Raw genomic sequence first — 22,425 nt, forward strand, 5'->3', positions numbered from 1 at the left:
CCCGCATTCCCCGCAACCCGTACCCTGTTCCTGCGCGCCCCGCTCAAGACGACCTCCCTGGAGGACCCCGATGCCCGGTTCCGAATCGCTGCTTCCGAGCGACCCCTCCTCGTTCGGCGAGTACAGCGTGACCGGACGGCTGGGCAAGGGCGGGCAGGGCGTCGTCTACCTCGCGGAGGACGCGGACGGCGGGGAGGTCGCGGTCAAGGTCCTCAACGACCAGTGGTCGCAGGACTCGGACCTGCGCAAGCGGTTCGAGAAGGAGGTCCGCGCGGCCCAGAAGGTCGCCTCCTTCTGCACGGCCGCGATCATCGACGCCCAGCTCGACAGCGACCCCCCGTACGTGGTCAGCGAGTTCGTCCCGGGCAAGGACCTCCAGGAGACCGTGGCCAAGGGCGCGGTCCTGCGCGGGTCCACGCTCCAGCGGCTCGCGGTCTCCACCGCGACCGCCCTGGTCGCGATCCACAGGGCGGGCATCGTCCACCGCGACTTCAAGCCCGGCAACGTGCTGCTCGGCCCGGACGGGCCGCGCGTGATCGACTTCGGCATCGCCCGGGTCGACGACGGCACCGCCACCATGACCAACTCGATCGTCGGCACGCCCTCCTACATGGCCCCCGAGCAGATCGAGGGCCGCGGCATCACCGACAAGTGCGACATCTTCGCGTGGGGGTGCGTGATCGCGTTCGCGTCCTCCGGACGCGCCCCGTTCGGCTCGGACACCGTCCCCGCCGTGGTGCACCGCGTGGTCAGCGCGCCCCCGGACCTGGACGGCGTCGACGAGGCGCTGCGCCCCGTCGTCGAGTCGTGCCTGGACAAGAACCCCGCCAACCGGCCCAACGCCCAGACGCTGCTGATGCGCCTGCTCGGCCACGACGGACCGGAGACGAGCGGCCCGTCCACCGACGACGTCGTCAGGCAGGGCGAGCAGATCGCCCAGGCGACCCCGGCCACCGGCGGCCAGACGCCGTACCGGCCCCAGCCGCCGACGGGCCCCCAGGCCGGCGCCGTCGGCTACACGCCCGTCTCCTCCAACCCGCGCCCCGGCATGCCGGGCTACCCCGGGGGCCCCGACCCCCGGCACGGGTTCGGCCACCCGGGCGCCTCCGGCCCGCGGCCAGGCCACCCCGGCACGTCCAACCCGCGTCCGGGGTACCCGCAGCACCAGCAGCCGCACGCCATGCACCACGGCGCGCACAACGCGGGCAACCCGATGCTCACGGGCATGGCCCCCAACCAGTCCTACGCCCGCCCCGGCGGTCGGCAGCCCATGCCGCGCCCGGTCGAGCAGAACTCCGTGCTCCAGCAGAGCTGGGTCATCCCGGCGGTCCTCATCACCATCGTGATCCTCCTGCTGCTCCTGATCCTGATCGCCCTCGGCGGAGGCTGATCCGCCCGCGGGGGCGGCGCACGCGCGATCCTCTCCCGCCTCCCTCCGGGGAGGGACGCGGTCGCGCGTCACACCCGCGTGAGCTCGTTCATGGCGCGGGACACGGCCTCGTCCACGAGGTCGCGCACCTGGGGCCAGCGGTCGTCCACGCAGTCGGTCGGCATCACGGTCACGCTGTCGGTCCCCGACATGCCCAGCGCGTCCCTCACCCCGTCCGGCGTGGTCAGGCGCCCGTCGGCGGACACCGCCAGGACACCGGTCCGGGGCCGCCCGATCTCCTGCACGACCACGCACAGCGACAGCGAGGCCTCGCCCACCACCAGTTCGAGGGCCGTCCACCAGTGCGCCGCGCCCGGGGTGAGCACGGCCCGGACCGCGGTCGCCGCGACCGGGCTCTCCGGGGCCGGGGCGTCGGAGCCGCCCGAGTGCACGATGGCCCGGGCGCCGGGGTCCAGGGCCCGCAGGATCAGGGCGACGGGCTCCCTGCACGACCGCACGTAGTCCTGGACGCGGCGGCGGGTCACGGCGGCCAGCGGCGAGACCGGCGAACGCGGCGCCGGGGCGGTGCTGTCGGACGACCAGCTCAGCTCCTCGCGCAGGGACCGTTTGACCAGCTTGGCGAAGTGCCGTACCAGCCCGGCGAAGCGCTGCTCGGGGTCCGCACCCGAGGACGGGGGCTCCGTGAGGCGGTCGGGCACCAGCGGGGGGAAGTCCGCCCTCCGCAGCACCAGCGAGGCCAGCACCCAGGGCAGGGCCCAGGGCCGGTCGTCGGGGTCCGCCCGCTGCCGGGGGCCGTCTCCGGAGGCGACCGAGGCGAGTTCGTCCAGGACCGCGGAGCACTCCGCGAACGTGTGGGCCGCGCGCACCACCGGGTGCACGGGGGCGGAGGCGGCCCCGGCCAGGCGGAGCGCGTGCTCGGAGTCCAGGGCGAGGCCGGGGGAGCGGGTGGGACCGTCCCCGGGCAGGGCGCGTGCGCGCTCGGCGAGTTCCGCGACGTGGGCGGCCGTGACCGGCTCACCCCACCTCCGGTCCTCCGAGGCGGACTCGACGAGCTCCTCCAGGGCCGGACCGCCGCCCAGCGCCCGGACACGGCGCCGGGTGAGCTCCCGCCGCGCCTCCCCGCGCGCGTCGCGGGGACGGTCCTGGCGGTGCTGGGCCCAGATCACCCGCAGCCGGTCGACGTCCATCAGGTCTTCGCGCACGGGGTTCGGGAGCCGGTCCAGAGCCGCGCCGCTGCGTAGGGTATCCACGTCCTCTCCGTAGCCCGTGGGCAGTTTGCCAAAACATGCCGAACGCCTTCACCTGTGGCCGTGACCGGACGCACGCGCGTGTGAACCCTTCGTGTTCACGCGCGTCCACGCCCGTCACATCAGGACCGGCGGCCGTCGAGCAGACGCATGGCCTTCTGCTTCTCGAAGTCGAGGGCTCGCGCGGGGGCGGCCGCGAGCCTGCCCAGCCGCTCCCCGTGCGTGCGCACACGGGCGAGGACGTCGGGCTCGGCGAGCACGCGCAGGGCGAACGCCAGGGCGGCGGGAGGGATGTCGAACTCCCGCTCCAGCTCCAGGCCGACGCCGATCGTGCGCAGGTCCTCCTCGGTGAAGCGGCGGTGCCGGTGCCCCCGGCCGGTCGGCTGCTCCTGGGTGCGGGGCAGCAGCCCCAGCCCCTCGCGGTAGCGGAGCATCCGGGCCGTGGTGCCCACCCGCTCCGCGGCGGCGGAGATCGGCACGGGGCCCGTCGGCCAGGTGGTCCGGTCGGGGGCGGGCGGTGCGTCGTCGAGGGCGGCCATGCACGCGACCCTAACCGAACGCCGCCACCGGTCGGCGCGAATCTGACAGGACTTTGTCAGCTTTGTGCTGGTGCCGGGCCTGCGGGCCTAGAATCGTGGTCGCAACGACCACCACGAGTGAGGAACGCATGGCTTTCGACTTCAAGGTCGCCGATCTTTCCCTGGCTTCCTTCGGCCGCGACGAGATCCGACTCGCCGAGCACGAGATGCCCGGTCTCATGGCCACCCGCGCCGAGTACGGGGACAGCAAGCCGCTGAGCGGGGCCCGCATCATGGGCTCGCTGCACATGACGGTGCAGACCGCGGTCCTCATCGAGACCCTCGTCGCCCTGGGCGCCGAGGTCCGCTGGGTCAGCTGCAACATCTTCTCCACCCAGGACCACGCCGCGGCGGCGGTCGTCGTCGGCCCCGACGGCACCCCCGAGGACCCCAGGGGCGTCCCGGTCTTCGCCTGGAAGGGCGAGACGCTGGAGGAGTACTGGTGGTGCACGGAGCAGGCGTTGACCTGGCCCGGCGCCGACGGCCCCAACATGATCCTGGACGACGGCGGCGACGCCACCATGCTCGTCCTCAAGGGCGCCGGATTCGAGTCGCTCGGGTCCGTCCCCGACCCCTCCACGGCGGAGAGCGAGGAGTTCGCGGTCGTCCTGTCCCTGCTCCAGAGGAGCCTGGCCGAGGACCCCGCCAAGTGGACCGGGATCGCCGAGGGCATCAAGGGCGTCACCGAGGAGACCACCACCGGTGTGCTCCGCCTGTACGAGATGCAGCGTGACGGCACCCTCGCCTTCCCGGCGATCAACGTCAACGACTCCGTCACCAAGAGCAAGTTCGACAACAAGTACGGCATCCGCCACTCGCTGCCGGACGGCATCATGCGCGCCACCGACGTGCTCATCGGCGGCAAGGTCGCCGTGGTCTGCGGCTACGGCGACGTCGGCAAGGGCGCGGCCGAGGCGCTGCGCGGCCAGGGCGCCCGCGTCATCATCACCGAGATCGACCCGATCAACGCCCTCCAGGCCGCCATGGACGGGTTCCAGGTGACCACCCTGGAGGACGTGCTGGAGACCGGTGACATCTTCATCACCACCACCGGCAACTTCAACGTCATCATGGCCGACCAGATCACCCGCATGAAGCACCAGGCGATCATCGGCAACGTCGGCCACTTCGACAACGAGATCGACATGGCCGGCCTGGCGAGGGTCCCCGGCATCGTGAAGAAGGAGATCAAGCCGCAGGTCCACGAGTGGACCCTCCCCGACGGCAAGTCCGTCCTGGTGCTGTCCGAGGGCCGCCTGCTCAACCTGGGCAACGCCACCGGCCACCCCAGCTTCGTGATGTCCAACAGCTTCACGAACCAGGTCATCGCGCAGATCGAGCTGTTCACCAAGCCCGACGAGTACCCGATCGGCGTGTACACGCTGCCGAAGATCCTGGACGAGAAGGTCGCCCGCCTGCACCTGGACGCCCTCGGCGTCAAGCTGACCACGCTCACCAAGGAGCAGGCCGCCTACATCGGGGTGGACGTCGCCGGCCCGTACAAGGCCGACCACTACCGCTACTAGTGCCGGGCGTCGGCCGGGAGGCCGGACGACCGGGCGCCGCCGGGACCCCCGGCGGCGCCCGCGGCCTGTTCCGGCCCCGGTCGGGAACGGGGACCGGACCGGCGAAGGGACTCTGGTGAGCACATGACCGACACCGCGCACGAGGTGGCCGACCTCGGCCTGGCCCGTGCCGGGATCCGCCGCGTGGACTGGGCGGAGCACTCGATGCCGGTGCTGCGCAGCGTGCGCGAGCGCTTCGCGTCGGAACGCCCCCTGGAGGGGCTGCGCGTGGCCGCGTGCCTGCACGTGACGGCCGAGACCGCGAACCTGCTGCGCGCCCTGCGCGCGGGCGGTGCCGAGGTGGCGCTGGCGGCGTCCAACCCGCTGTCCACCCAGGACGACACCGCGGCGGCCCTGGTCGCCGAGTACGGTGTTTCGGTCTACGCATGGGCCGGGATGGATCCGGCATCCTACGACCGAAACCTGGTGACGGTCCTGGAGACGCGTCCGCACCTGATCCTGGACGACGGGTGCGACCTGGTCAACACCGCGCACGCGGACCGGCCCGACCTGCTGGAGGGCGTGCTGGGCGGCTGCGAGCAGACCACCACCGGCGTCATCAGGCTGCGCAGGATGAGCGCCGAGGGCGAGCTGCGCCTGCCGATGGTGGCGGTCAACGACACCGCCACCAAGCGCATGTTCGACAACCGGTACGGCACCGGCCAGTCCACCATCGACGGCATCCTGCGGGCGACCAACGCGCTGCTCGCCGGGCGCACGGTCGTGGTAGCCGGGTTCGGCTACTGCGGACGGGGGCTCGCGGAGCGGGCCCGCGGCATGGGGGCCAGGGTGGTCGTCACCGAGGTCGACCCGGTCAAGGCCCTGGACGCGGTCATGCAGGGCTACACCGTCACGACGATGGAGGAGGCCGCCCCGGTCGGTGACGTGTTCGTCACCGTCACCGGGAACCGCGACGTGGTCCGGGCCGAGCACCTGGAGCGGATGAAGGACGGCGCCATCCTCGCCAATTCGGGCCACTTCGACCTGGAGATCGACCTGGCCGCCCTGGAGCGGCTGGCCGTCGCGGTCGACCGCGGGGTCCGCGACCAGGCCGAGGAGTACGTGTTCGCGGACGGGCGCCGCGTCCTGCTCCTGTCGGAGGGGCGCCTGGTCAACCTCGGCGCCGCCGAGGGCCACCCCGCGGCCGTCATGGACATGTCGTTCGCGGTGCAGGCCCTGACCACGGAGTGGCTGGCGGCGAACCACGCCGACATGGGGCCGGGGGTGCTGGAGGTGCCCGCGGGCATCGACACGGAGGTGGCCCGGCTGGAACTGGCCTCGCTCGGGGTGCGGATCGACTCGCTCACCCCGGGCCAGGAGGACTACCTGCGCTCCTGGCGCCCCTGAGCCCCCGGTGCGCCGCGGCTCCGGGGCCGTCAGCGGTGGGGGTACGGGCCGCCCTGCGGGGGCCTCGCCTGCGGGTGGCCGCCGTACTGCTGCGTGTACCCCGGCCGGTGCGGGTGGCCCGGGGCCTGTCCGAACCCGCCGTACTGCTGCGCGTGGCCGTCCGGCCGTCCCGGATACCCCTGCGGGGGCTGCTGTGCGTGGTCGGGCGGCTGCGCGGCGGCCTCGTGGCGCCGGCGGCGCTCGGCGAGCACGGCGGCCAGGAAGTACGGAGGGGTGGTGCCGGGCGGCGGAGGCGGGCTGACCTGCGCGGCGACGGCGTCGGCCAGCCTGATCCCCATCTCGTGGCGGGTGTGCTCGGCCAGCTCGCCGTAGCGGAGCACGTACTGGCGGGCGGCGGCCGCCGTCTCCGCGGACAGCCGGGACAGCTCGACGCCCGCCGCCCACCCGGCCAGGTGCTGCGGCATGGGGACGACCTCGTCGCGGCGGCTGCCGCCGCGCTCCTCCACCACCATGGTCCCGGCGACGAAGTCGCCCACCCGGCGGCCGTCCCGGTTGACCATCGACGTGATGAGCGCGACCGTGCCCGTCGTCATCCAGATCTCCACGAACGACGCCAGCCCGCGCGCCAGCGCCTGCCGGAACCGCTCGGGCGAGCCGTCGGTGCCGACCACCCGCAGGCCCAGCGCCATCTTCCCGAGCGAGCGCCCGCGCGAGACCGTCTCGAAGACGGTCGGGTAGCCGACCAGGACCAGGACGAGGCCCGCCAGCGAGACCGCGGCCGTCGCCGCCGCGTCGATGCCGGTGCTGATCCACGACGTCAGGATGCCGAGCGCGATCAGCGCGATGATCTGGACGATGACGTCGATGGCCAGGGCCGCGGCCCTCGTGGCGAAGCCCGCCGGACGCAGGTCGAGCACCACCGCGTCACCGGTGACCAGTGGTGTCACGCCGTACACGTCGCCGCGGGTGTCACCGTTGCCGGGATAGGACACCAGCACACGCTCCCTCAGGGCTGTCTGAAACCGTCCCCATGACATTACCCGCCACATGGGACGGCGGGTTCGCCTCGCGGGCACCGCCCCGAGCCGAACCGATAGGGTCCCATGCGTGGATATCGACGTGTTCGCCGCGGTGCACGCCCGGGACTGGGAACGGCTGGACGATCTGGTGCGCAGGCGCCGTTCACTGGACGGTGAGGAGATCGACGAACTCGTCGAGCTCTACCAGAGGGTGTCCACCCACCTGTCGGTCGTGCGCTCCTCGGGCCAGGACCCGGCCCTCGTCGGCAGGCTGTCGGCACTGGTGGCGCGCGCCCGGTCGGCGGTGACCGGCGCCCACGCGTCCGCGTGGCGGGACGTCGGGGGCTTCTTCACCCGGGTGTTCCCGGCGGTGCTGTACCGGCTCCGGTGGTGGTGGATCGGGACGTCCGCGGGCACGGTCGCGGTCGCCGCGGTCACGGCCGCGTGGATCGTCAACGACCCCGACGTGCTCCACGCCCTCGGCACCCCGGAGTCGATGGCCCGGTACGTCGAGCACGACTTCGCCAACTACTACGTCGAGAACCCCGCTGGCTCGTTCGCCGCCCAGGTGTGGACGAACAACGCGTGGGTGGCCGCCCAGGCGGTCATCTTCGGGGTGGCGTTCGGCCTGCCCACCATCGCGGTGCTGGCCATGAACGGGATCAACATCGGCATGGCGGCGGGCATGATGATCGCCCACGGGCGCGGCGACGTGTTCTTCGGGCTGATCCTCCCGCACGGCCTGCTGGAGATGACGGCCGTGTTCGTGGCCGGGGGCGTGGGCCTCAAGCTCGGCTGGACGATCATCTCCCCGGGGGACCGCACCCGCATGCGCGCCCTGGGCGAGGAGGCCCGCGCCGCCATCGCCGTGGTGCTGGGCCTGGTGGTCGTGCTGTTCGTCTCGGGCCTGATCGAGGGCTTCGTGACCGGCTGGGTGCACGTCACCTGGCAGAGGATCGGCATCGGCGTGGTCGCCGAGGCGCTGTTCGTGCTCTACGTGTTCACGGTGGGCCGCAGGGCGTACCTGGCGGGCGAGACCGGAGACATCGAGAACGCGCCGGAGGCCGTACCGGTCGCCTGAGAACCCCTGCGCCGCCGGGCTCTCCGTGGCAGCATCGCACCATGGACACCGACACCCCCCGGCACGGCCCGCGCGGCGGCGTCCGGGGAAGCCGGCACCGGGAGGCGGTGCCCGCGTGGTTCACGAGCTCCCACAGCGCCGCCGAGACCTGCTGCGTCGAGGTGGCGGTCACCGCGTCCGCCGTTCGCGTGCGGGACTCCGCCCACAGGGGGGCGGGGACGCTCGGGCTCGACGCACCGGAGTGGACGGCCCTGGTGCGGTCGGTCAACGCCTCCTGAGACGGAGGCTCAGCGGGTCGTCCCGGGTCCGGGCCCCGCGACCTCAGCGATGCGCCTTTTGACCGTCTCCACCCGGGGGCGCTCCTCGCCCAGCTGCTCCTCCCAGCTCCGGAGGACGCCGGTGAAGATCCCGAGGGCCTCGGCGAACTCCCCCCGCTCCTGTGCCGCGCGGCCCACGTAGTAGGCCGCGTCCGCGGTGAGGTGGTGCCCCGCCCCCAGCACGCGTTCGCGCACGCGGTGCACACGGCGGAACCCGGTCTCCGCCGCGGCGGGGTCCCCGAGGCGCATGGTCACGTAGGCGGGGTTCTGGACGGCGAACAGGTGGAGGGGGTCCTCCTCCCCGGCTGCCCGGAGGCGCGCCTCCCTCACCTCCGACAGGATCTCCCCGGCCTCGTCCCAGCGTTCGCGGCGGATCGAGACCAGGCCGAGCTGGTAGGCGGTGTCCAGGGTGTCGGGGTGCTCGGGGCCCAGGGTCCCGGCCCGGTCCGCGTGCAGCTCCTCGCGTCCGCGCACGGCGGTCGCCGGGCGCGGGGCGTCCAGCGACACGTCGACCAGGGGCGGGGGAGGCGCCTGCGACGCGTGGATCGTGACACCGCCGTGGATGTCGCGGGCCTGCACCAGCTGGCCGTGGACGTCGCCCCGGAAGGCGTTGGCGGACCTGTCGTCGCACGAGCCGTCGGCGGCTCCGGGGGAGATGGGCATACGGCCATGGTGCCCGCCCGGAGGCCGTCCCGTGAAGCGGACGGAGGGCCCGGACGGGCACCACGGTCACAAATCCGGGCCCTACAACCGCCCCTGCGCCTTCAGGTTGATGTACGCGTCCGCGAGCGCGGGAGCGATGTGCTCGGGGTCGGCGTCGACCACCTCCACGCCCAACCGGCGCAGCTCGGCGGTCACCCGCCGCCGCTCGCTCAGCGTCCGCTCGGCCGCCGCGGCCCGGTACAGGGCGTCGGCGCCGCCGCGCTCCCCCGCCATCCCGTCGACCGCGGGGTCCCGCACGGCCGCGACCAGCAGCAGGTGGCGCGACGTCAGCAGGGGCAGCCTCGGCAGCAGCCCCTCCTCCAGCGCCGCCGCGTTCAGGTCGGTGAGCAGTACCACGAGCCGCCTGGACCGCCCCTGGGTGCCCAGGACGGTTCCGACGAGCCCGGCCGGATCGGACTCCACCAGCTCCGCCTCCAGCGGGGCCATGGCCTCCACGATCCGGTTCACCTGGCTGCCCTTGCCGGACGACCGCACCTGGGCGCGCGTGCGCCGGTCGTAGGCCATGAAGTCCACCCGGTCGCCCGCCCGGCCCGCCAGCGCGGCCAGCAGCAGGGCGGCGTCCATGGCGTGGTCCAGCCGCGGGGTGTCGCCCACCCGGCCCGCCGAGGTGCGCCCCGTGTCCAGCACGATGAGGATGCGCCGGTCCCGCTCGGGGCGCCACGTCCGCACCACCACGCCGTCGTTGCGGGCGGTGGCCCGCCAGTCGATCGACCGCACGTCGTCGCCGGGCACGTAGTCGCGCAACGAGTCGAACTCGCTGCCCTGACCGCGCACCATCGCCGTGTGCTGGCCCTCCAGCTCGCGCAGCCGCGAGAGCTTGCCGGGCAGGTGGCGGCGGCTGTGGAACGGCGGCAGGGTCCGCACGGTCCACGGCGCGGTCAGCGTCCGCTGCCTGCCCGCCAGTCCCAGCGGGCCGATGGTGCGCACGGTCACCCCGGCGGCCCGGGCGTCACCGCGCCGGCTCGGGGTCAGGGTCGTCGTCACCCGGCGCCTCTCGCCCGCGTCCACCCGGACCGGCTGACCGCGCGGCGCCGCGTGCGAGCTCGGCGGCCACGCGTCCCGCACCGAGCCGCGCAGCCTGCGCCGGGTCGGGTTGGCGAGGGTCACGTGCACCACCGCGGAGTCGCCCAGGCGCAGCGAGGAGTCCCCGTCCCGGGAGAGCCGCAGCGCCGCAGGGCTCGCGGCGAGGCACACGTCGGCGACGAGCAGCAGAGCCAGCAGCACCAGGGCCGCGACGGCGGCCCAGGCGCCGACCAGGCCGGACAGCGCCACCGCGACCGTCGCGAGGAACGCCAGCAGGACCGCCCTGCCGGTGACCACCATCAGCGCGGTACCGGGACGGAGGCGAGCACACCGTCCAGGATTCCGTCGGTGGTCGCGCCCTCCAGCTCGGCCTCCGGGCGCAGGGCGATCCGGTGCCGCAGCGTTCCCTTGGCGAGGGCCTTCACGTCGTCGGGGATCACGTAGTCGCGGCCCGACAGCCACGCCCACGCGCGGCTGGTGCGCAGCAGCGCCGTGGCGCCGCGGGGGGACGCGCCCAGCTGCAGGGACGGCGAGTGCCGCGTGGCCCTGCACAGGTCGACGATGTAGCCGAGCACCTCGGGCGCGATCCGCACCCGCTGCACGGCCTCGCGGGCCGCCCGAAGTTCGGCGGCGCCCGCCACCGGGACCACCCCGGCGGCGGCCAGGTCGCCCGGGTCGAAACCGGCCGCGTGCCGGCCCAGCATCTCCACCTCGGCGGCCCGTTCGGGCAGCGGGACGGTGACCTTGAGCAGGAACCGGTCCAGCTGCGCCTCGGGCAGCGGGTAGGTGCCCTCGTACTCCACCGGGTTCTGGGTGGCCGCCACCATGAACGGGTCCGGCAGCGCGACCGGGCTGCCCTCCACCGTCACCTGCCGCTCCTCCATGGCCTCCAGCAGCGAGGCCTGGGTCTTGGGCGGGGTCCGGTTGATCTCGTCGGCCAGCAGCAGGTTGGTGAAGACCGGCCCCTTGAGGAACTCGAACTTCGCGGTGTGCTGGTCGTAGACGAGCGAGCCCGTCACGTCGCCCGGCATCAGGTCGGGCGTGAACTGCACCCGCTTGTGGTCCAGGGACAGGGCCGCGGAGAGGGTGCGCACCAGCAGCGTCTTGGCGACGCCGGGCACACCCTCCATCAGGACGTGGCCGCGGCACAGCAGTGCCACGACCAGGCCGGTCACCGTCTCGTCCTGGCCCACGACCGCCTTGGCCACCTCGCGGCGCAGGGCGACCAGCGCCGCGCGTGCCTCGTCGGCGGATGGCGGTGCCTCGGGTGTGAAGGCGCTCACGTGCCGTCTACCTCTCTCGATACCTGGTCGTTCACTGTGTCGTGGCGGGGGGAGGGCGCCCGGCGGGGTGCCGCGGGGGTCACCTCAGCCTCCGGGTGCGCTCGTCGAGTTCGTCGGCGAGCCGGACGAGCGCGTCGTCGTCGGCCGCGTAGGGGTCGTGGCCGTCCGGGTAGAGGAGGGCGCGCAGGTGGCCGGGGTCGTCCCCGGTCCTGGCGGCGACGGTCTCCACGACCGCCTCCGGCGCCGTCTCCGCGCTGAGGCCGAGCTTGGGCACCGTGCGCTCCAGGAAGCCCGAACGCAGGGCGTACGCGGCCCTGTCCCGCGCCTTGCGCGCCTGGTACAGCCCGGCGCGCCCCTCCGTGGTCTCCGAGGCGCGCACGACGACGGGGAGGGCCTCGGGGACCAGGGCGCCCATCCGGCGGCCCCGCCACAGGGCGAGGAGCAGCAGGGTGGCGACCAGGGGGACCAGGGACCAGCGCAGGCCCGGCGGGACGAGCTCCCACAGGGTGGCGCTGCCCTCCTGCCGAGGCGGGTCGGGACGGAGCCACACCACGTCGTCCGCGGCCATGAGGTTCATCGCGAGCGCGGCGTTGCCCCCGGTGTCGAGGGCGGTGTTGGTCAGGGGGGTCCCCGTGCCGAGGACGGTGGTGGCCGTCCCGCCGTCCTCCACGCGGAGGAGGGCGTCGCCGCTCCCGCCCGGGTAGCACCCGGTGGCGTCGGCCCCCGCCGGAGCCGAGTAGAGCTCGCCGCCGACGGTGGCGTTCCCCGCGGCCTCCGCGGCGGGGAGGCCGCACTCGGGGGCGAAGCCGTACTCCAGGATGTTGTCGGGCACCTCCCGCCCGGTCACCTCGACCCCGGGCGCGAACGCCGCGAGGGAGGCCACGGAGGGCTGCACCAGGACGGTGTCCGTGTCGAGGGCGGCCAGCTCCTCCAGTTCGGAGGGCAGCAGCCGGTGGTCGAGGGTCACCACGAGCACGGCGTCGCCGCCGGCCCGCGCGACGGCCTCGCCCGCGGCGGCCGAGGAGCGGACGACGTCGACGTCGCGGTCCTCGCCCAGGACCTCGACCAGGGCGCGTGTGCCGTCGGGGGACACGGAGCCGGGTTCCAGGTAGCCGGTGGGGAACCGCTCGGTACCCAGGGAGAGCAGCACCGAGACGACGACGAGGGCGGTGACCACGGCGACGGGCGTGCGCGCGGAACGCCACACGCGGAGTGCGCGGGGGGCGTCCGGGCCGCCGTCCCCGGGGGCGCCGGTCCGGGGCGGCGCGGCGGGGGCTGTGGCCGTCATCCTCGCGCCTCCTCGGCGGGGCGGGCGGCCCTGAGCCGCGTGTCCAGTTCGCGCATGGTCCGCGCCGAGTCGGCGGTCGCGGAGCGGTCGCCGTACGCCACGTCGTTGAAGATCCGGGCGCCCTCGCGCAGTCCGTCCGCCTCGCCGGGCAGCAGCACGGAGGCCTCGGCGGCCAGTTCCGTGGCCGTGCGCCCGGCGCGCGGCGCGACGATCACCCGGTCCTCGAGGTCGACGCTGATGGCGCGCAGGCGCTCGGCGACGGCCGCGGCGTACTCGCCCGCGGCCTCGTGGCGGTCGGCGGCGGCCCGGTGGTCGGTCGCGGACAGGACCGCGCCCTCGTGCACGGGCGGCCCGGCGGCGCGGCTCCGCGAGGGCCGCAGCCAGACGATCAGCCAGACCGCCAGGGCGGCGACGACCAGCAGGAGCGGGGCGAGGACCACCCAGCCCCCGAAGACCCCGGAGCCCGCCTCGGCGAGCCCGTCGATGAGGCCGGAGAGCCAGTCGAGGAAGCGGTCGAGGAGGCCCGGCTCCTGCTCCCCGTACAGGGGGTCGCTCAGCTCCTCGACGGCGCGCCTGCGACCCTCGTCCCGGCTGACCTCGCCGGCGGCCGAGAGGTGGAGGCTCACGTCCGCGGCTCCGGCAGGTAGATCTCCGGTCCGGCCTCGTAGCCGGCCCGGGCCGCCTCGTGCAGCTTCAGGTCGAGGCCCTCACGGCGCATGCGCAGGTCGACGTAGAGCAGGGTGGTGACGCCGGCCGAGAAGGGCTGGGTGACCGCGTAGACCAGCACCGTGCCCACGTAGGTGAGGGCGGCGGAGGCGACGACGGTCCAGGTCGCGGTCGCGTCGATGAAGGTGAACACCCCGGCGGCGATGCCGAACGGCATGTTGAGGATCGAGCCGACGAGGAGGACGATCACCAGCGTCAGCAGCCAGTAGCCGCACGTGCGCCACCACTGCCCCTGGGACAGGCGCCAGGAGCGGGCCATGGCCTGTCCCGGGCCGAGGCGTTCGAGCACGATCATCGGCATGGCGTAGTAGAGCCGGACCCAGATCCACGTGCTCGGCGCCACGACGACGGCGGTGGCCAGCAGGAACACCAGGAGGCCGACGACGATGCCGGCGGCCGGCCCCCCTTCGACGCCCACGACGATGCCGAGCACGAACGAGAGGGTCGCCGCCACCACGAAGGCGGTCCACATGACGAACTGGATGGCCAGCTTGACGAGCGCGAGGCCGATGATGGCCCCGATCCGGCCGCGGGCTGCCTCCCACGCCTGGCGGGGCGTGAGGCGGTGCCCGAGCACGGCCATGCCGATGGCGGCGGCGAGCAGGCCCAGGAGGACGAATCCGCCGAGGTAGACGATGAGCTCGCCCGCGAACATCAGGACGAAGGTCAGCGGGGAGCCGGGGAACAGCGGGGCGTTCGGGTCGACGGCGGCCGGATCGACGAGGACCTCGTCCATCCAGGCCGTGTAGTCGTCCAGGTACCAGGCCGAGGCCAGCGAGGTCAGCACGGCGGCGATGGCCATGACGACCAGGGAGAGGCCGACCGTGGTCCTCGGGTTGCTCCGGATGAGGCTGAACGCGCCGTTGAAGACGTCGCCGAGGGCCAGGGGGCGGAGCGGGACGACACCGGGCTTGGGTGCGCGGGGGATCCCGGGGGGAAGGGGCGAGCCGTATCCGGGCTGGGGAGCGTACCCCTGCGGCCCGTACCCCTGCGGCCCGTAGCCGGGCGGCTGACCGTACCCCGGCTGTCCGTGGCCCTGGGGACCGTACCCGGGCTGGGGCGCGTAACCCTGCTGCCCGTATCCGGACGGGGGGCCGTAACCCTGCTGTCCGTACCCGGGCTGGGGGCCGTAGCCCTGCTGCCCGTACGACTGCGGTCCGGCGCCGGGCGCCCCGTACGGGTCCTGCGGCGGCACGTCCCCGTGGGCGGGCCCGCCCGAACCCGGCGCGGCGAAGCCCGGCCGCTCCTGCGGGCCGGACGGGACCGCCGGTCCGCCCGCGGGGGGCTCGGGCGCGGACGGCGCGCTCCCGGGGGCGGCCCAGCCGCCCGGCTCCGAAGGTGCACCCCCGGAGGAACCGCCATCGCCAGGGGCGCCGGGACTGCTTCCCGACGTGTCCCGGTGGTCGTCCTCCTGGGTCATGTGCTCCGCCCTCCGTGGTGTTCGGTTACGCTGCGCGAGCGGATCCGCGCGATTTCTACCGTGTTGGAATCCAACCTACCGGCCGGTCCCACCAGTGCCCGGCGGCCCTGGCGCGCGTCCAGCAACAACCGACGCACTTCATTCCTTTTGTATGCTTTCTGTTACCAACAGGCCAAGTCGCGAAGGTTTTCGGACCGGCGCAGCCAGGGCCGACACCGCCGGTGGTCGAAATCGGTCCGCACGGAGCGAAATGCATCGACCACTCTCCCAACCCCGCCCGAAGGTGGCAAGGTTGGGGGGACAAAGCAGTTCCTTGCGTCGAGGAGCAGGGGCGCACCGACCGTTTACGCCGCTTGAGTGTTCCAGAGAGAGGAGTAGGCGCCGCGAAATCCGCCCGCGAGGCGGTGCTGACGCCCGGCGCCGGACACACACATGAAGGGACGTGTACTGGTTGTCGACGATGACCTCGCCCTCGCCGAGATGCTGGGCATCGTGCTGCGGGGTGAGGGATTCGAGCCCTCGTTCGTGCATGACGGGGACAAGGCCCTGGAGGCCTTCCGCGAAACCAAGCCCGACCTGGTCCTCCTCGACCTGATGCTGCCCGGGGCCGACGGGATCGACGTGTGCCGCCAGATCCGCGCGGAGTCGGGCGTGCCCATCGTCATGCTCACCGCCAAGAGCGACACCATCGACGTCGTCCTGGGCCTGGAGTCGGGGGCCGACGACTACATCGTCAAGCCGTTCAAGCCCAAGGAGCTGGTGGCCAGGGTCCGCGTGCGGCTGCGCCGCACCGAGGAGCCCGCTCCCGAGGTCCTCCAGATCGGTGACATCACCATCGACGTCGCCGGGCACGCCGTGCGCCGCGACGGCGAGCAGATCAGCCTCACTCCCCTGGAGTTCGACCTCCTGGTCGCCCTGGCCCGCAAGCCGCGCCAGGTCTTCACCCGCGAGGTCCTGCTGGAGCAGGTGTGGGGCTACCGCCACGCGGCGGACACCCGCCTGGTCAACGTCCACGTCCAGCGCCTGCGCGCCAAGATCGAGAAGGACCCCGAGCACCCCGAGGTCGTCGTGACCGTCCGCGGTGTCGGCTACAAGGCCGGAACCGCCTGATACCGCAGGGCCGCACATGACCGCAGGTACACCCGAGGAGGAGCGGGGGGCCGACTCCGAGGGGCAACGGTCCGTCCCGCCCTCCGGGCTGCCCGCGCCCGGAGGGCGGTGGCGTGACGGCGAGACCGGCCTGACCCGCACCTACCTGTTCGCCCAGAGGGCCGCCCGCGCCCTGGTGCGCGGCGTGCACACCAACTGGCGCCGCTCGCTCCACCTGCGGGTCATCTCCACCACGCTGGTGCTGTCCCTGCTGGTCATGGTGGGGCTCGGGTACGCGATGATCTCCCAGGTGCGCGGCGGGCTGCTCGACGCCAAGATCACCACCGCGGTCACCGACCACCGGGCCGGGCTCAACTACGCCCTCGCCGAGCTCCAGGAGAACGACGGGGGCGACCGCGACCGGCTCCTGTACAACCTCGCCAGCGAGCTCACCAGCCGCAGCGGCGACACCGGCCTCTACAGCGTGGTCATCCTGCCCTCGGTGAGCGACGAGCTCGGGTGGGCGACCGGCGAGGGCAGCGTCCCACCGCGCCTGATCGAGCAGGTCCGCCAGTCCGAGGCGAACGACCAGCAGTACCACACGTACACGCGGGTCACCACCGAGCAGGGCGAGGAGGAGCCCGCGCTGGTCGTCGGCGCCCAGCTCACGCACGCCTACGAGCTGTACTACCTGTTCCCGCTCCAGCACGAGCAGGAGATCCTCGACCTCGTCCAGAACACGGTCGCGCTGGTCGCGGTCCTGCTGGTCATACTCCTCGGGCTGATCGCGTTCGTCATCACCCGGCAGGTGGTGAGCCCGGTCCGCTCCGCAGCCCAGTCCGCGGAGCGGCTGGCCGCCGGCGACCTCACCGAGCGCATGACCGTGCAGGGCGAGGACGACCTGGCCAGGCTGGCCGTCTCCTTCAACGACATGGCGGGCAACCTGGAGGAGAAGATCAAGGAGCTGGAGGAGCTGTCCAAGCTCCAGCGCCAGTTCGTCTCCGACGTCTCCCACGAGCTGCGCACCCCGCTGACCACCATCAAGATGGCCGGTGACCTGCTCTTCGACGACCGGGACGAGCTCGACCCCACCATGCGCCGCTCCGTCGAGCTGCTGCAGAGCCAGGTCGAGCGCTTCGAGGAGCTCCTCGCCGACCTGCTGGAGATCAGCCGCCACGACGCGGGCGCCGCCACGCTCGGCATCGAGTCGGCGGACGTCCGCGACGCCGTCATGAGGGCCGTGGGCGACGCCGAGCAGATCGCCGAGCGCCGGGGCATCAAGGTGGTGCTGCGCCTTCCCGCCGAGCCCTGCCTGGCGGAGTTCGACACACGGCGGATCAACCGCATCCTGCGCAACCTCGTCGTCAACGCCATCGAGCACAGCGAGGGCCGGGACGTGGTGGTCACCGCTGCGGGGGACCGCGACGCGGTCGCCGTGGCGGTGCGCGACTACGGGGTGGGGCTCAAGGAGGGGGAGGAGCACCTGTGCTTCGACCGCTTCTGGCGCGCCGACCCCGCCCGCGTGCGCACCACCGGGGGCACGGGCCTCGGCCTGTCCATCGCCAAGGAGGACGCCGTCCTGCACGGCGGCTGGCTCCAGGCCTGGGGCCTGCCCGGACAGGGGTCCCAGTTCCGGCTGTCCCTGCCCCGCCGCTCCGGCAGCGAGCTGCGCGGCTCCCCCCTGCCCCTGGTACCGCCCGAGATCGCGCTCGGCCGCACCTTCCCGGCGTTCGGGGACAAGGACGGCGCGGCCGGGCCCAAGCCCGCGGCCAACGGCCACGCCCGCCCCGAGCGGATCCCGGGCCGGGGCGACCGGGAGGGCACGCGGTCCGGCGCCGCCGACGACACGGCCGTACGTTCCGAACGCGACCCGCGCGAGGGTGGGGAGGACGGGTCATGACAGGACCGGGCCTGATCGGCCGTGCCGTGCGCGCCTCGCTGGCGGCCGCGGCGGTGTGCGCGGCCATGGCGGCCTGCGCCTCCGTTCCGACGACGGGCCCCGTCGTCCCGGGCGCCGGGGGGGACTCCGCGGGCGACCCCTACGGCGGCTACGTGCGGCTGCTGCCCGCCGGCCCGCAGCCCGGGGTCGATCCGGAGGGCCTCGTCAGCGGCTTCCTCAAGGACATGGGCAGCTTCGAGGAGGAGCACAAGGCGGCGCGCAGCTACATGCTGCCCGAGACGGGGGAGACCTGGTCGCCCGACGGCACGGTCAAGGTCTTCGCCGACCTCGACACCGTCGACCTCGACGCCGAGATCAGCGCCGACGGGCTCACCGCGACCGTGCGGATGCGCAGCTCCCTCGTCGCCACGATCGACGAGAGCGGCAAGTACGTCTCCAGCGACAGCGGGCGCCTGCTCGACGAGCCGTTCCTGCTCGCGCGCGAGAACGGCGACCCCGACGGCGACTGGCGCATCCGGAGCCTGCCGGACGAGCTCATCCTCAGCCAGCTCGACGTGGAGCGCACGCACCGGCCCTTCAACCTGTACTTCTTCAACCCCGCGCGGAGCGCGCTGGTCCCGGACCCGGTCTACCTGCCGGTGAGCAACGAGCAGCTGCCGGAACGCCTGCTCCGCAAGCTCATCGGCGGCCCCAGCGAGTGGCTGGACCCCGCGGTGGAGTCCGCCTTCCCCCGGGGGGCCACGCCCTCCCTGGCGGTCGACGCCGAACACGCGGTCATCGACGTGGGCGCCTCCGGGGAGGTCGACGAGTTCGCCATGGGGGCGCAGATCGCCTGGACGCTCCGCCAGCTGCCGGAGATCCAGGAGTTCACGCTGAAGGTGAACGGCTCGGAGGTGGACTTCCCGGGCTCCGACGGCGAGAGCGCCGACCGGCCGCGCCCCGGCAGCGACCACTGGTCCCGGGTGAACCCCGGCGCGATCACTGGTGGGGTCCGCGCCTACTACACGCACGAGGGACAGCTCTGGTCCGCGGAGGACTGGGACGAGGGCGTCTTCGAGGAGGTCGAGCGGGTGCCGGGCCCCCTGGGGGCCGGCGACAGCCTCCTGGAGCGGTTCGCGGTGTCCGTCGACGAGAGCACCGTCGCGGGGATCACCCAGGGCGGGGGCGAGGTCGTGACGAGCTTCACCAGCCCGGGCGCGCAGATCGAGGAGGTCCTCTCGGACGGGGTCTTCACGGAGCTGTCCTGGGACGTCGACGGCAACCTGTGGGTGGTCGAGGAGACCGAGGACGCCGGGTCGGCGGAGCGCGACCCGGACGCGGAGGAGACGGCCGAGGAGGAGGCCGACACCGAGGACCCGGTCGAGGAGGGGCCGCCCCCCGCCCCGGGGACGACCGCGCTGTGGCTCCTGCGCGGCGGCGAGGAGGTGGTGCGCGTGGACGTGTCCGGGCTGCGCGACACCTCCGTGGTGCACTTCCAGATCTCCCGCGACGGCACCCGGGCCGCGCTGGTCACGGAGGAGGACGGAGAGCGGTCGCTGCAGGTGGGCCGGGTCGTGGAGGACGCCGACGGGCAGGTCGTGCTGGGGTCGTTCGTCACCCTCGCCAGGGAGCTGCAGGACCTCACCGACGTCGCGTGGCGCAGCTCCGACCAGCTGGTGGTCCTGGGCGGCCGGGACGGCGGCACCGCCCAGGCGTTCCTGGTCTCGCTGGACGGCGGGACCCCGCCCGCCAGCGCCGGGACCCCGGTCGCGAGCATGATGACCATCTCCGGAGCTCCCGGGCAGCCCCTGGTCGCCGGTTCCGACGACGGCAACATCTGGATCTCCAACGATCCCCTGAACTGGCAGAACGTGGTGGAGGGCGGAGCGCCCACCTTCCCGGGGTGACCCGGGGCCGGGCCCGCACGGAGTCCTCCGGCGCGGGCTCCTCGGGCCCCGCGCGCCGCCCCGGCGCGGGCGTCCCCCGGGGCCTGTCCACAGGTCCGGGGAGGGGCTGGCGCCGGCCCCGGCCGGGCCGGATCCTGGAGGGGTGAACCACACGACACCCCTGGCCGGCGCGGTGCGCGACGCGTTCTCGGCACTGCTCGACCTGGTCCTTCCCCAACTCTGCGCCGGGTGCGCGGGCCCCTCGGGGCCCCTGTGCACGGGCTGCCTCACCCTGCTGCAGCGCCGGCCCCACCGCTGCGCGCCGAGACCGGGGTGTCCGCCCGTGTGGGCGACGGGCCCCTACGCCGGACACCACCGCCGGGTGCTGCTCGCCTACAAGGAGGGCCGGGCCGACTCCCTGGCCCCGGTCCTGGGCGGACGCCTGGCGTCCGCCTACGAGGCGTCGGGACTGGCGGGCCCGGACACGCTCCTCGTGCCCGTGCCGGGCCGCGGGCCGCCGCGCGACCCGCACGCCCCCGTCACCCGGCTGGCGCTCGCCTGCCTGGCCCGCGCGGGCGGTCCGGCGGCGGGGACCGTCCTGCCGCTCCTGCGCCACCGGGGCAGGCCCAGGCGCCAGGCCGGCCTGGGACGGGCCGAGAGGCTCGCCAACCGCGAGGGAACCCTGGTCGCCGTTCCCCCCTCCCGGGACCGGGCCGGGGGAGCGGCGGTCGTCGTGGACGACGTCCTCACCACGGGCGCGACGGCGGCCGAGGCGACCCGTGCGCTGAGGGCCGCGGGGATCCGGGTGGCGGGGGCGGTGGTCCTCGCCGAACGCCTCGCCGCGCACGGCGAGGGAATTCGGGCCGAGGGGGCAAGAAGGTTTTACGAACCCTCGTGAACAGGTGAAAAGTCCACGTATGCAAGGCTTTGCGGTAGTTGTCAGCGGGTTGGGAGACCGGCCGCTACCTGACATCCTCGCCAGGACAGGTTACGGTCACCGTATGGCACCCGTCCGGGTCCGTGGTTGCGCCGGAGATCAGGAGCCCTGGGAAACCCCAGGGCGCCCCTTCGGCAAGCCGATGCCAGGCGCAGGCGAAACGGCCCACGTAAGGCGACTTTTCGTCGACCGATCACGGTGCGCCTTAGAGGTAAGCCCTGCCCCGCGGAGGGTCCAGATGTCCCTCATGACAGGGAGAAGAGCAGTAGTCGCGTCTAAGAGCGGCGACACTCTCAGCAGGCGGATGTGGGGACGAAGACCAGGTCGGCCGGACGGGTGGCATGCCATACTCCGGGAGTTCGCCTTCACCGGCGGGCTCCCGGGGGCACCGCCCCACCTCTCCGGGGGCAGCGCCCCCCGAGGTGTCCCCGTACCGCTCGGCGCCCGGCGCATGCCCCCGCGGCACGGCCGACCGGGGCGTCAGCGGCCGAGTCATGGGCGTCTTGTCGCGAACACGGCAGAAGTCCTCCTCCCTGCCCGGAGAGGCCCGACCAATCGGGTCCCTGTGGCGGGTGAGGACCGTGCCCCTGGTGGGTATACGCACTTCCAAGCGAGACGTGATCCGTTCAGGATCAGGTCACGAGCGGAAGGGGGTTGACGCGCGCGACACCCCTCCGCCCCCCGACGGCGGAAGGGATGCAGAGCCAGCCTGGCCGTCGCCTTCACGGCGGTCACGCGATGAAGGGGGTCCTATGGACATCATCGTCAAGGGTCGACGCACCGGTGTGAGTGACAAGTTCCGACAGCACGTCGAGAACAAGCTCGACAGGCTCTCCAAGTGGGAGCGCAAGGGGATGACCGTCGATGTGGAGGTGTCCCAGGAGCGCAACCCCAAGCTCGCCGACGTCTGCGAGAGGGTTGAGCTGACCATCCACTCCAACGGCCCGGTCATCCGGAGCGAGGCAGCGACCTCCGACCGGTACGGAGCCCTCGACCTCGCGATCGACAAGATCGAGGCCCGTCTTCGCAAGTCCGCGGACCGCCGCAAGGTCCACCGCGGAAACCACACTCCCGTCTCCGTCGCGGCGGCCACCGCCGGCCTTCCCGGGGACCTGCCCTCAACCACAGCGACCGCGACGCAGGCGCCCCCGGCCCAGCGGAGCGGAGGGGAGGAGATCGACGGCGCCGCGGTGGACGGCAAGTTCACCGACGAGTTCGTCGAGCTCGACACCCAGGGCGAGGCTCCCATCGTCGTCCGCGAGAAGTTCCACCGGGCCAAGCCCATGAGCATCGACCAGGCCCTGATGGAGATGGAACTCGTCGGCCACGACTTCTACCTCTTCCACGACGAGGTCAAGGACGCGCCGAGCGTCGTCTACCGCCGCAAGGGCTTCGACTACGGCGTTCTCCGCCTGGTCGACTAGGGGCGGCCCGCGGTCGGGCACACGCCCCCTCCGGGCCGGCCCGGGAGCCGGCGGCGCCCCGGCGGGCACGGCACGGTGCGCGCCTCCCCCCGCGGACCTCCGCACGGGGCGCGGGCCCGGTCCCGTCCGGGAGGACGGGCTCCGGGCGCCGTCCCGGGCGAACCGGCACCACCGACAACACAGCGCCGCGGCGGGTCCGTCCG

At 73.6% G+C, this 22,425-nt stretch carries 19 protein-coding genes; 10 read left to right on the forward strand and 9 right to left on the reverse strand.

Annotated elements, in window-relative coordinates:
* Window positions 1–70 precede the first annotated feature (70 nt).
* Entirely contained in the window at window positions 71–1,390 is a 1,320-nt protein-coding gene (locus tag OUQ99_RS05290) for a serine/threonine-protein kinase (RefSeq protein ID WP_267948300.1), read from the forward strand.
* 68 nt (window positions 1,391–1,458) lie between these two features.
* Here OUQ99_RS05290 and OUQ99_RS05295 read toward each other — a convergent pair whose 3' ends face one another.
* Entirely contained in the window at window positions 1,459–2,640 is a 1,182-nt protein-coding gene (locus OUQ99_RS05295) for a hypothetical protein (RefSeq protein WP_267948301.1), read from the reverse strand.
* A gap of 119 nt (window positions 2,641–2,759) precedes the next feature.
* Window positions 2,760–3,176: a MerR family transcriptional regulator gene (locus OUQ99_RS05300; RefSeq protein WP_267948302.1), complete on the reverse strand. Its 417-nt coding sequence runs from the start codon at window positions 3,174–3,176 to the stop codon at window positions 2,760–2,762.
* 128 nt (window positions 3,177–3,304) lie between these two features.
* On the opposite strand from OUQ99_RS05300, the gene ahcY (OUQ99_RS05305) reads away from it, so the two are divergent.
* Both ahcY (OUQ99_RS05305) and ahcY (OUQ99_RS05310) read left to right on the forward strand, forming a co-directional pair.
* Window positions 3,305–4,741 (forward strand): adenosylhomocysteinase, encoded by a 1,437-nt coding sequence (gene ahcY, locus OUQ99_RS05305; RefSeq protein ID WP_267948303.1) that lies wholly within the window; start codon window positions 3,305–3,307, stop codon window positions 4,739–4,741.
* Between the two features lie 123 nt (window positions 4,742–4,864).
* Window positions 4,865–6,127 (forward strand): adenosylhomocysteinase, encoded by a 1,263-nt coding sequence (ahcY, locus tag OUQ99_RS05310; protein ID WP_267948304.1) that lies wholly within the window; start codon window positions 4,865–4,867, stop codon window positions 6,125–6,127.
* A gap of 29 nt (window positions 6,128–6,156) precedes the next feature.
* Here ahcY (OUQ99_RS05310) and OUQ99_RS05315 read toward each other — a convergent pair whose 3' ends face one another.
* The gene (locus OUQ99_RS05315; protein ID WP_267948305.1) at window positions 6,157–7,125 is read right to left on the reverse strand and encodes an RDD family protein; all 969 of its coding nucleotides are present in this window, start codon (window positions 7,123–7,125) and stop codon (window positions 6,157–6,159) included.
* 109 nt (window positions 7,126–7,234) lie between these two features.
* Between OUQ99_RS05315 and OUQ99_RS05320 the strand changes: the two genes are divergently transcribed.
* Together OUQ99_RS05320 and OUQ99_RS05325 are read left to right on the forward strand one after the other, a co-directional pair.
* Window positions 7,235–8,227, forward strand: a complete 993-nt coding sequence (locus OUQ99_RS05320; RefSeq protein ID WP_267948306.1) for a stage II sporulation protein M — start codon at window positions 7,235–7,237, stop codon at window positions 8,225–8,227.
* 41 nt (window positions 8,228–8,268) lie between these two features.
* Window positions 8,269–8,505 (forward strand): DUF397 domain-containing protein, encoded by a 237-nt coding sequence (locus tag OUQ99_RS05325; RefSeq protein ID WP_267948307.1) that lies wholly within the window; start codon window positions 8,269–8,271, stop codon window positions 8,503–8,505.
* A gap of 9 nt (window positions 8,506–8,514) precedes the next feature.
* On the opposite strand, the gene OUQ99_RS05330 is transcribed toward OUQ99_RS05325, so the two are convergent.
* The 6 genes from OUQ99_RS05330 to OUQ99_RS05355 form a co-directional block, all read right to left on the reverse strand.
* Window positions 8,515–9,207, reverse strand: a complete 693-nt coding sequence (locus OUQ99_RS05330; RefSeq protein WP_267948308.1) for a tetratricopeptide repeat protein — start codon at window positions 9,205–9,207, stop codon at window positions 8,515–8,517.
* An 81-nt stretch (window positions 9,208–9,288) separates the two neighbouring features.
* Entirely contained in the window at window positions 9,289–10,590 is a 1,302-nt protein-coding gene (locus OUQ99_RS05335; protein ID WP_267948309.1) for a DUF58 domain-containing protein, read from the reverse strand.
* Window positions 10,590–11,573, reverse strand: coding sequence for an AAA family ATPase (locus OUQ99_RS05340; protein ID WP_267948310.1), 984 nt, complete (start codon window positions 11,571–11,573; stop codon window positions 10,590–10,592). The genes OUQ99_RS05335 and OUQ99_RS05340 overlap by 1 nt, the downstream gene beginning before the upstream one ends.
* A 79-nt stretch (window positions 11,574–11,652) precedes the next feature.
* Entirely contained in the window at window positions 11,653–12,861 is a 1,209-nt protein-coding gene (locus OUQ99_RS05345; RefSeq protein WP_267948311.1) for a DUF4350 domain-containing protein, read from the reverse strand.
* Complete coding sequence (locus tag OUQ99_RS05350; protein WP_267948312.1) at window positions 12,858–13,487, reverse strand: DUF4129 domain-containing protein; 630 nt, start codon at window positions 13,485–13,487, stop codon at window positions 12,858–12,860. The genes OUQ99_RS05345 and OUQ99_RS05350 overlap by 4 nt, the downstream gene beginning before the upstream one ends.
* Window positions 13,484–14,782, reverse strand: a complete 1,299-nt coding sequence (locus OUQ99_RS05355; RefSeq protein ID WP_267948313.1) for a glycerophosphoryl diester phosphodiesterase membrane domain-containing protein — start codon at window positions 14,780–14,782, stop codon at window positions 13,484–13,486. The genes OUQ99_RS05350 and OUQ99_RS05355 overlap by 4 nt, the downstream gene beginning before the upstream one ends.
* A 657-nt stretch (window positions 14,783–15,439) precedes the next feature.
* Between OUQ99_RS05355 and mtrA the strand changes: the two genes are divergently transcribed.
* The 5 genes from mtrA to hpf all read left to right on the forward strand — a co-directional run bounded on the left by mtrA (window position 15,440) and on the right by hpf (window position 22,222).
* Window positions 15,440–16,117, forward strand: a complete 678-nt coding sequence (mtrA, locus tag OUQ99_RS05360) for an MtrAB system response regulator MtrA (protein ID WP_017570965.1) — start codon at window positions 15,440–15,442, stop codon at window positions 16,115–16,117.
* A gap of 16 nt (window positions 16,118–16,133) precedes the next feature.
* Window positions 16,134–17,996, forward strand: coding sequence for an MtrAB system histidine kinase MtrB (mtrB, locus tag OUQ99_RS05365; protein ID WP_267948314.1), 1,863 nt, complete (start codon window positions 16,134–16,136; stop codon window positions 17,994–17,996).
* Window positions 17,993–19,882 carry an LpqB family beta-propeller domain-containing protein gene (locus OUQ99_RS05370; RefSeq protein WP_267948315.1) on the forward strand — a complete coding sequence of 630 codons (1,890 nt, stop codon included), beginning with the start codon at window positions 17,993–17,995 and terminating at the stop codon, window positions 19,880–19,882. Before mtrB ends, OUQ99_RS05370 begins: the two co-directional genes overlap by 4 nt.
* Window positions 19,883–20,024: 142 nt before the next feature.
* Window positions 20,025–20,759: a ComF family protein gene (locus tag OUQ99_RS05375; RefSeq protein ID WP_267948316.1), complete on the forward strand. Its 735-nt coding sequence runs from the start codon at window positions 20,025–20,027 to the stop codon at window positions 20,757–20,759.
* A 791-nt stretch (window positions 20,760–21,550) separates the two neighbouring features.
* Window positions 21,551–22,222, forward strand: coding sequence for a ribosome hibernation-promoting factor, HPF/YfiA family (hpf, locus tag OUQ99_RS05380; protein ID WP_267948317.1), 672 nt, complete (start codon window positions 21,551–21,553; stop codon window positions 22,220–22,222).
* The last annotated feature ends 203 nt before the right edge of the window (window positions 22,223–22,425 follow it).

The organism is Streptomonospora nanhaiensis (assembly GCF_026642255.1).
Taxonomy (GTDB): Bacteria; Actinomycetota; Actinomycetes; order Streptosporangiales; family Streptosporangiaceae; genus Nocardiopsis; species Nocardiopsis tropica.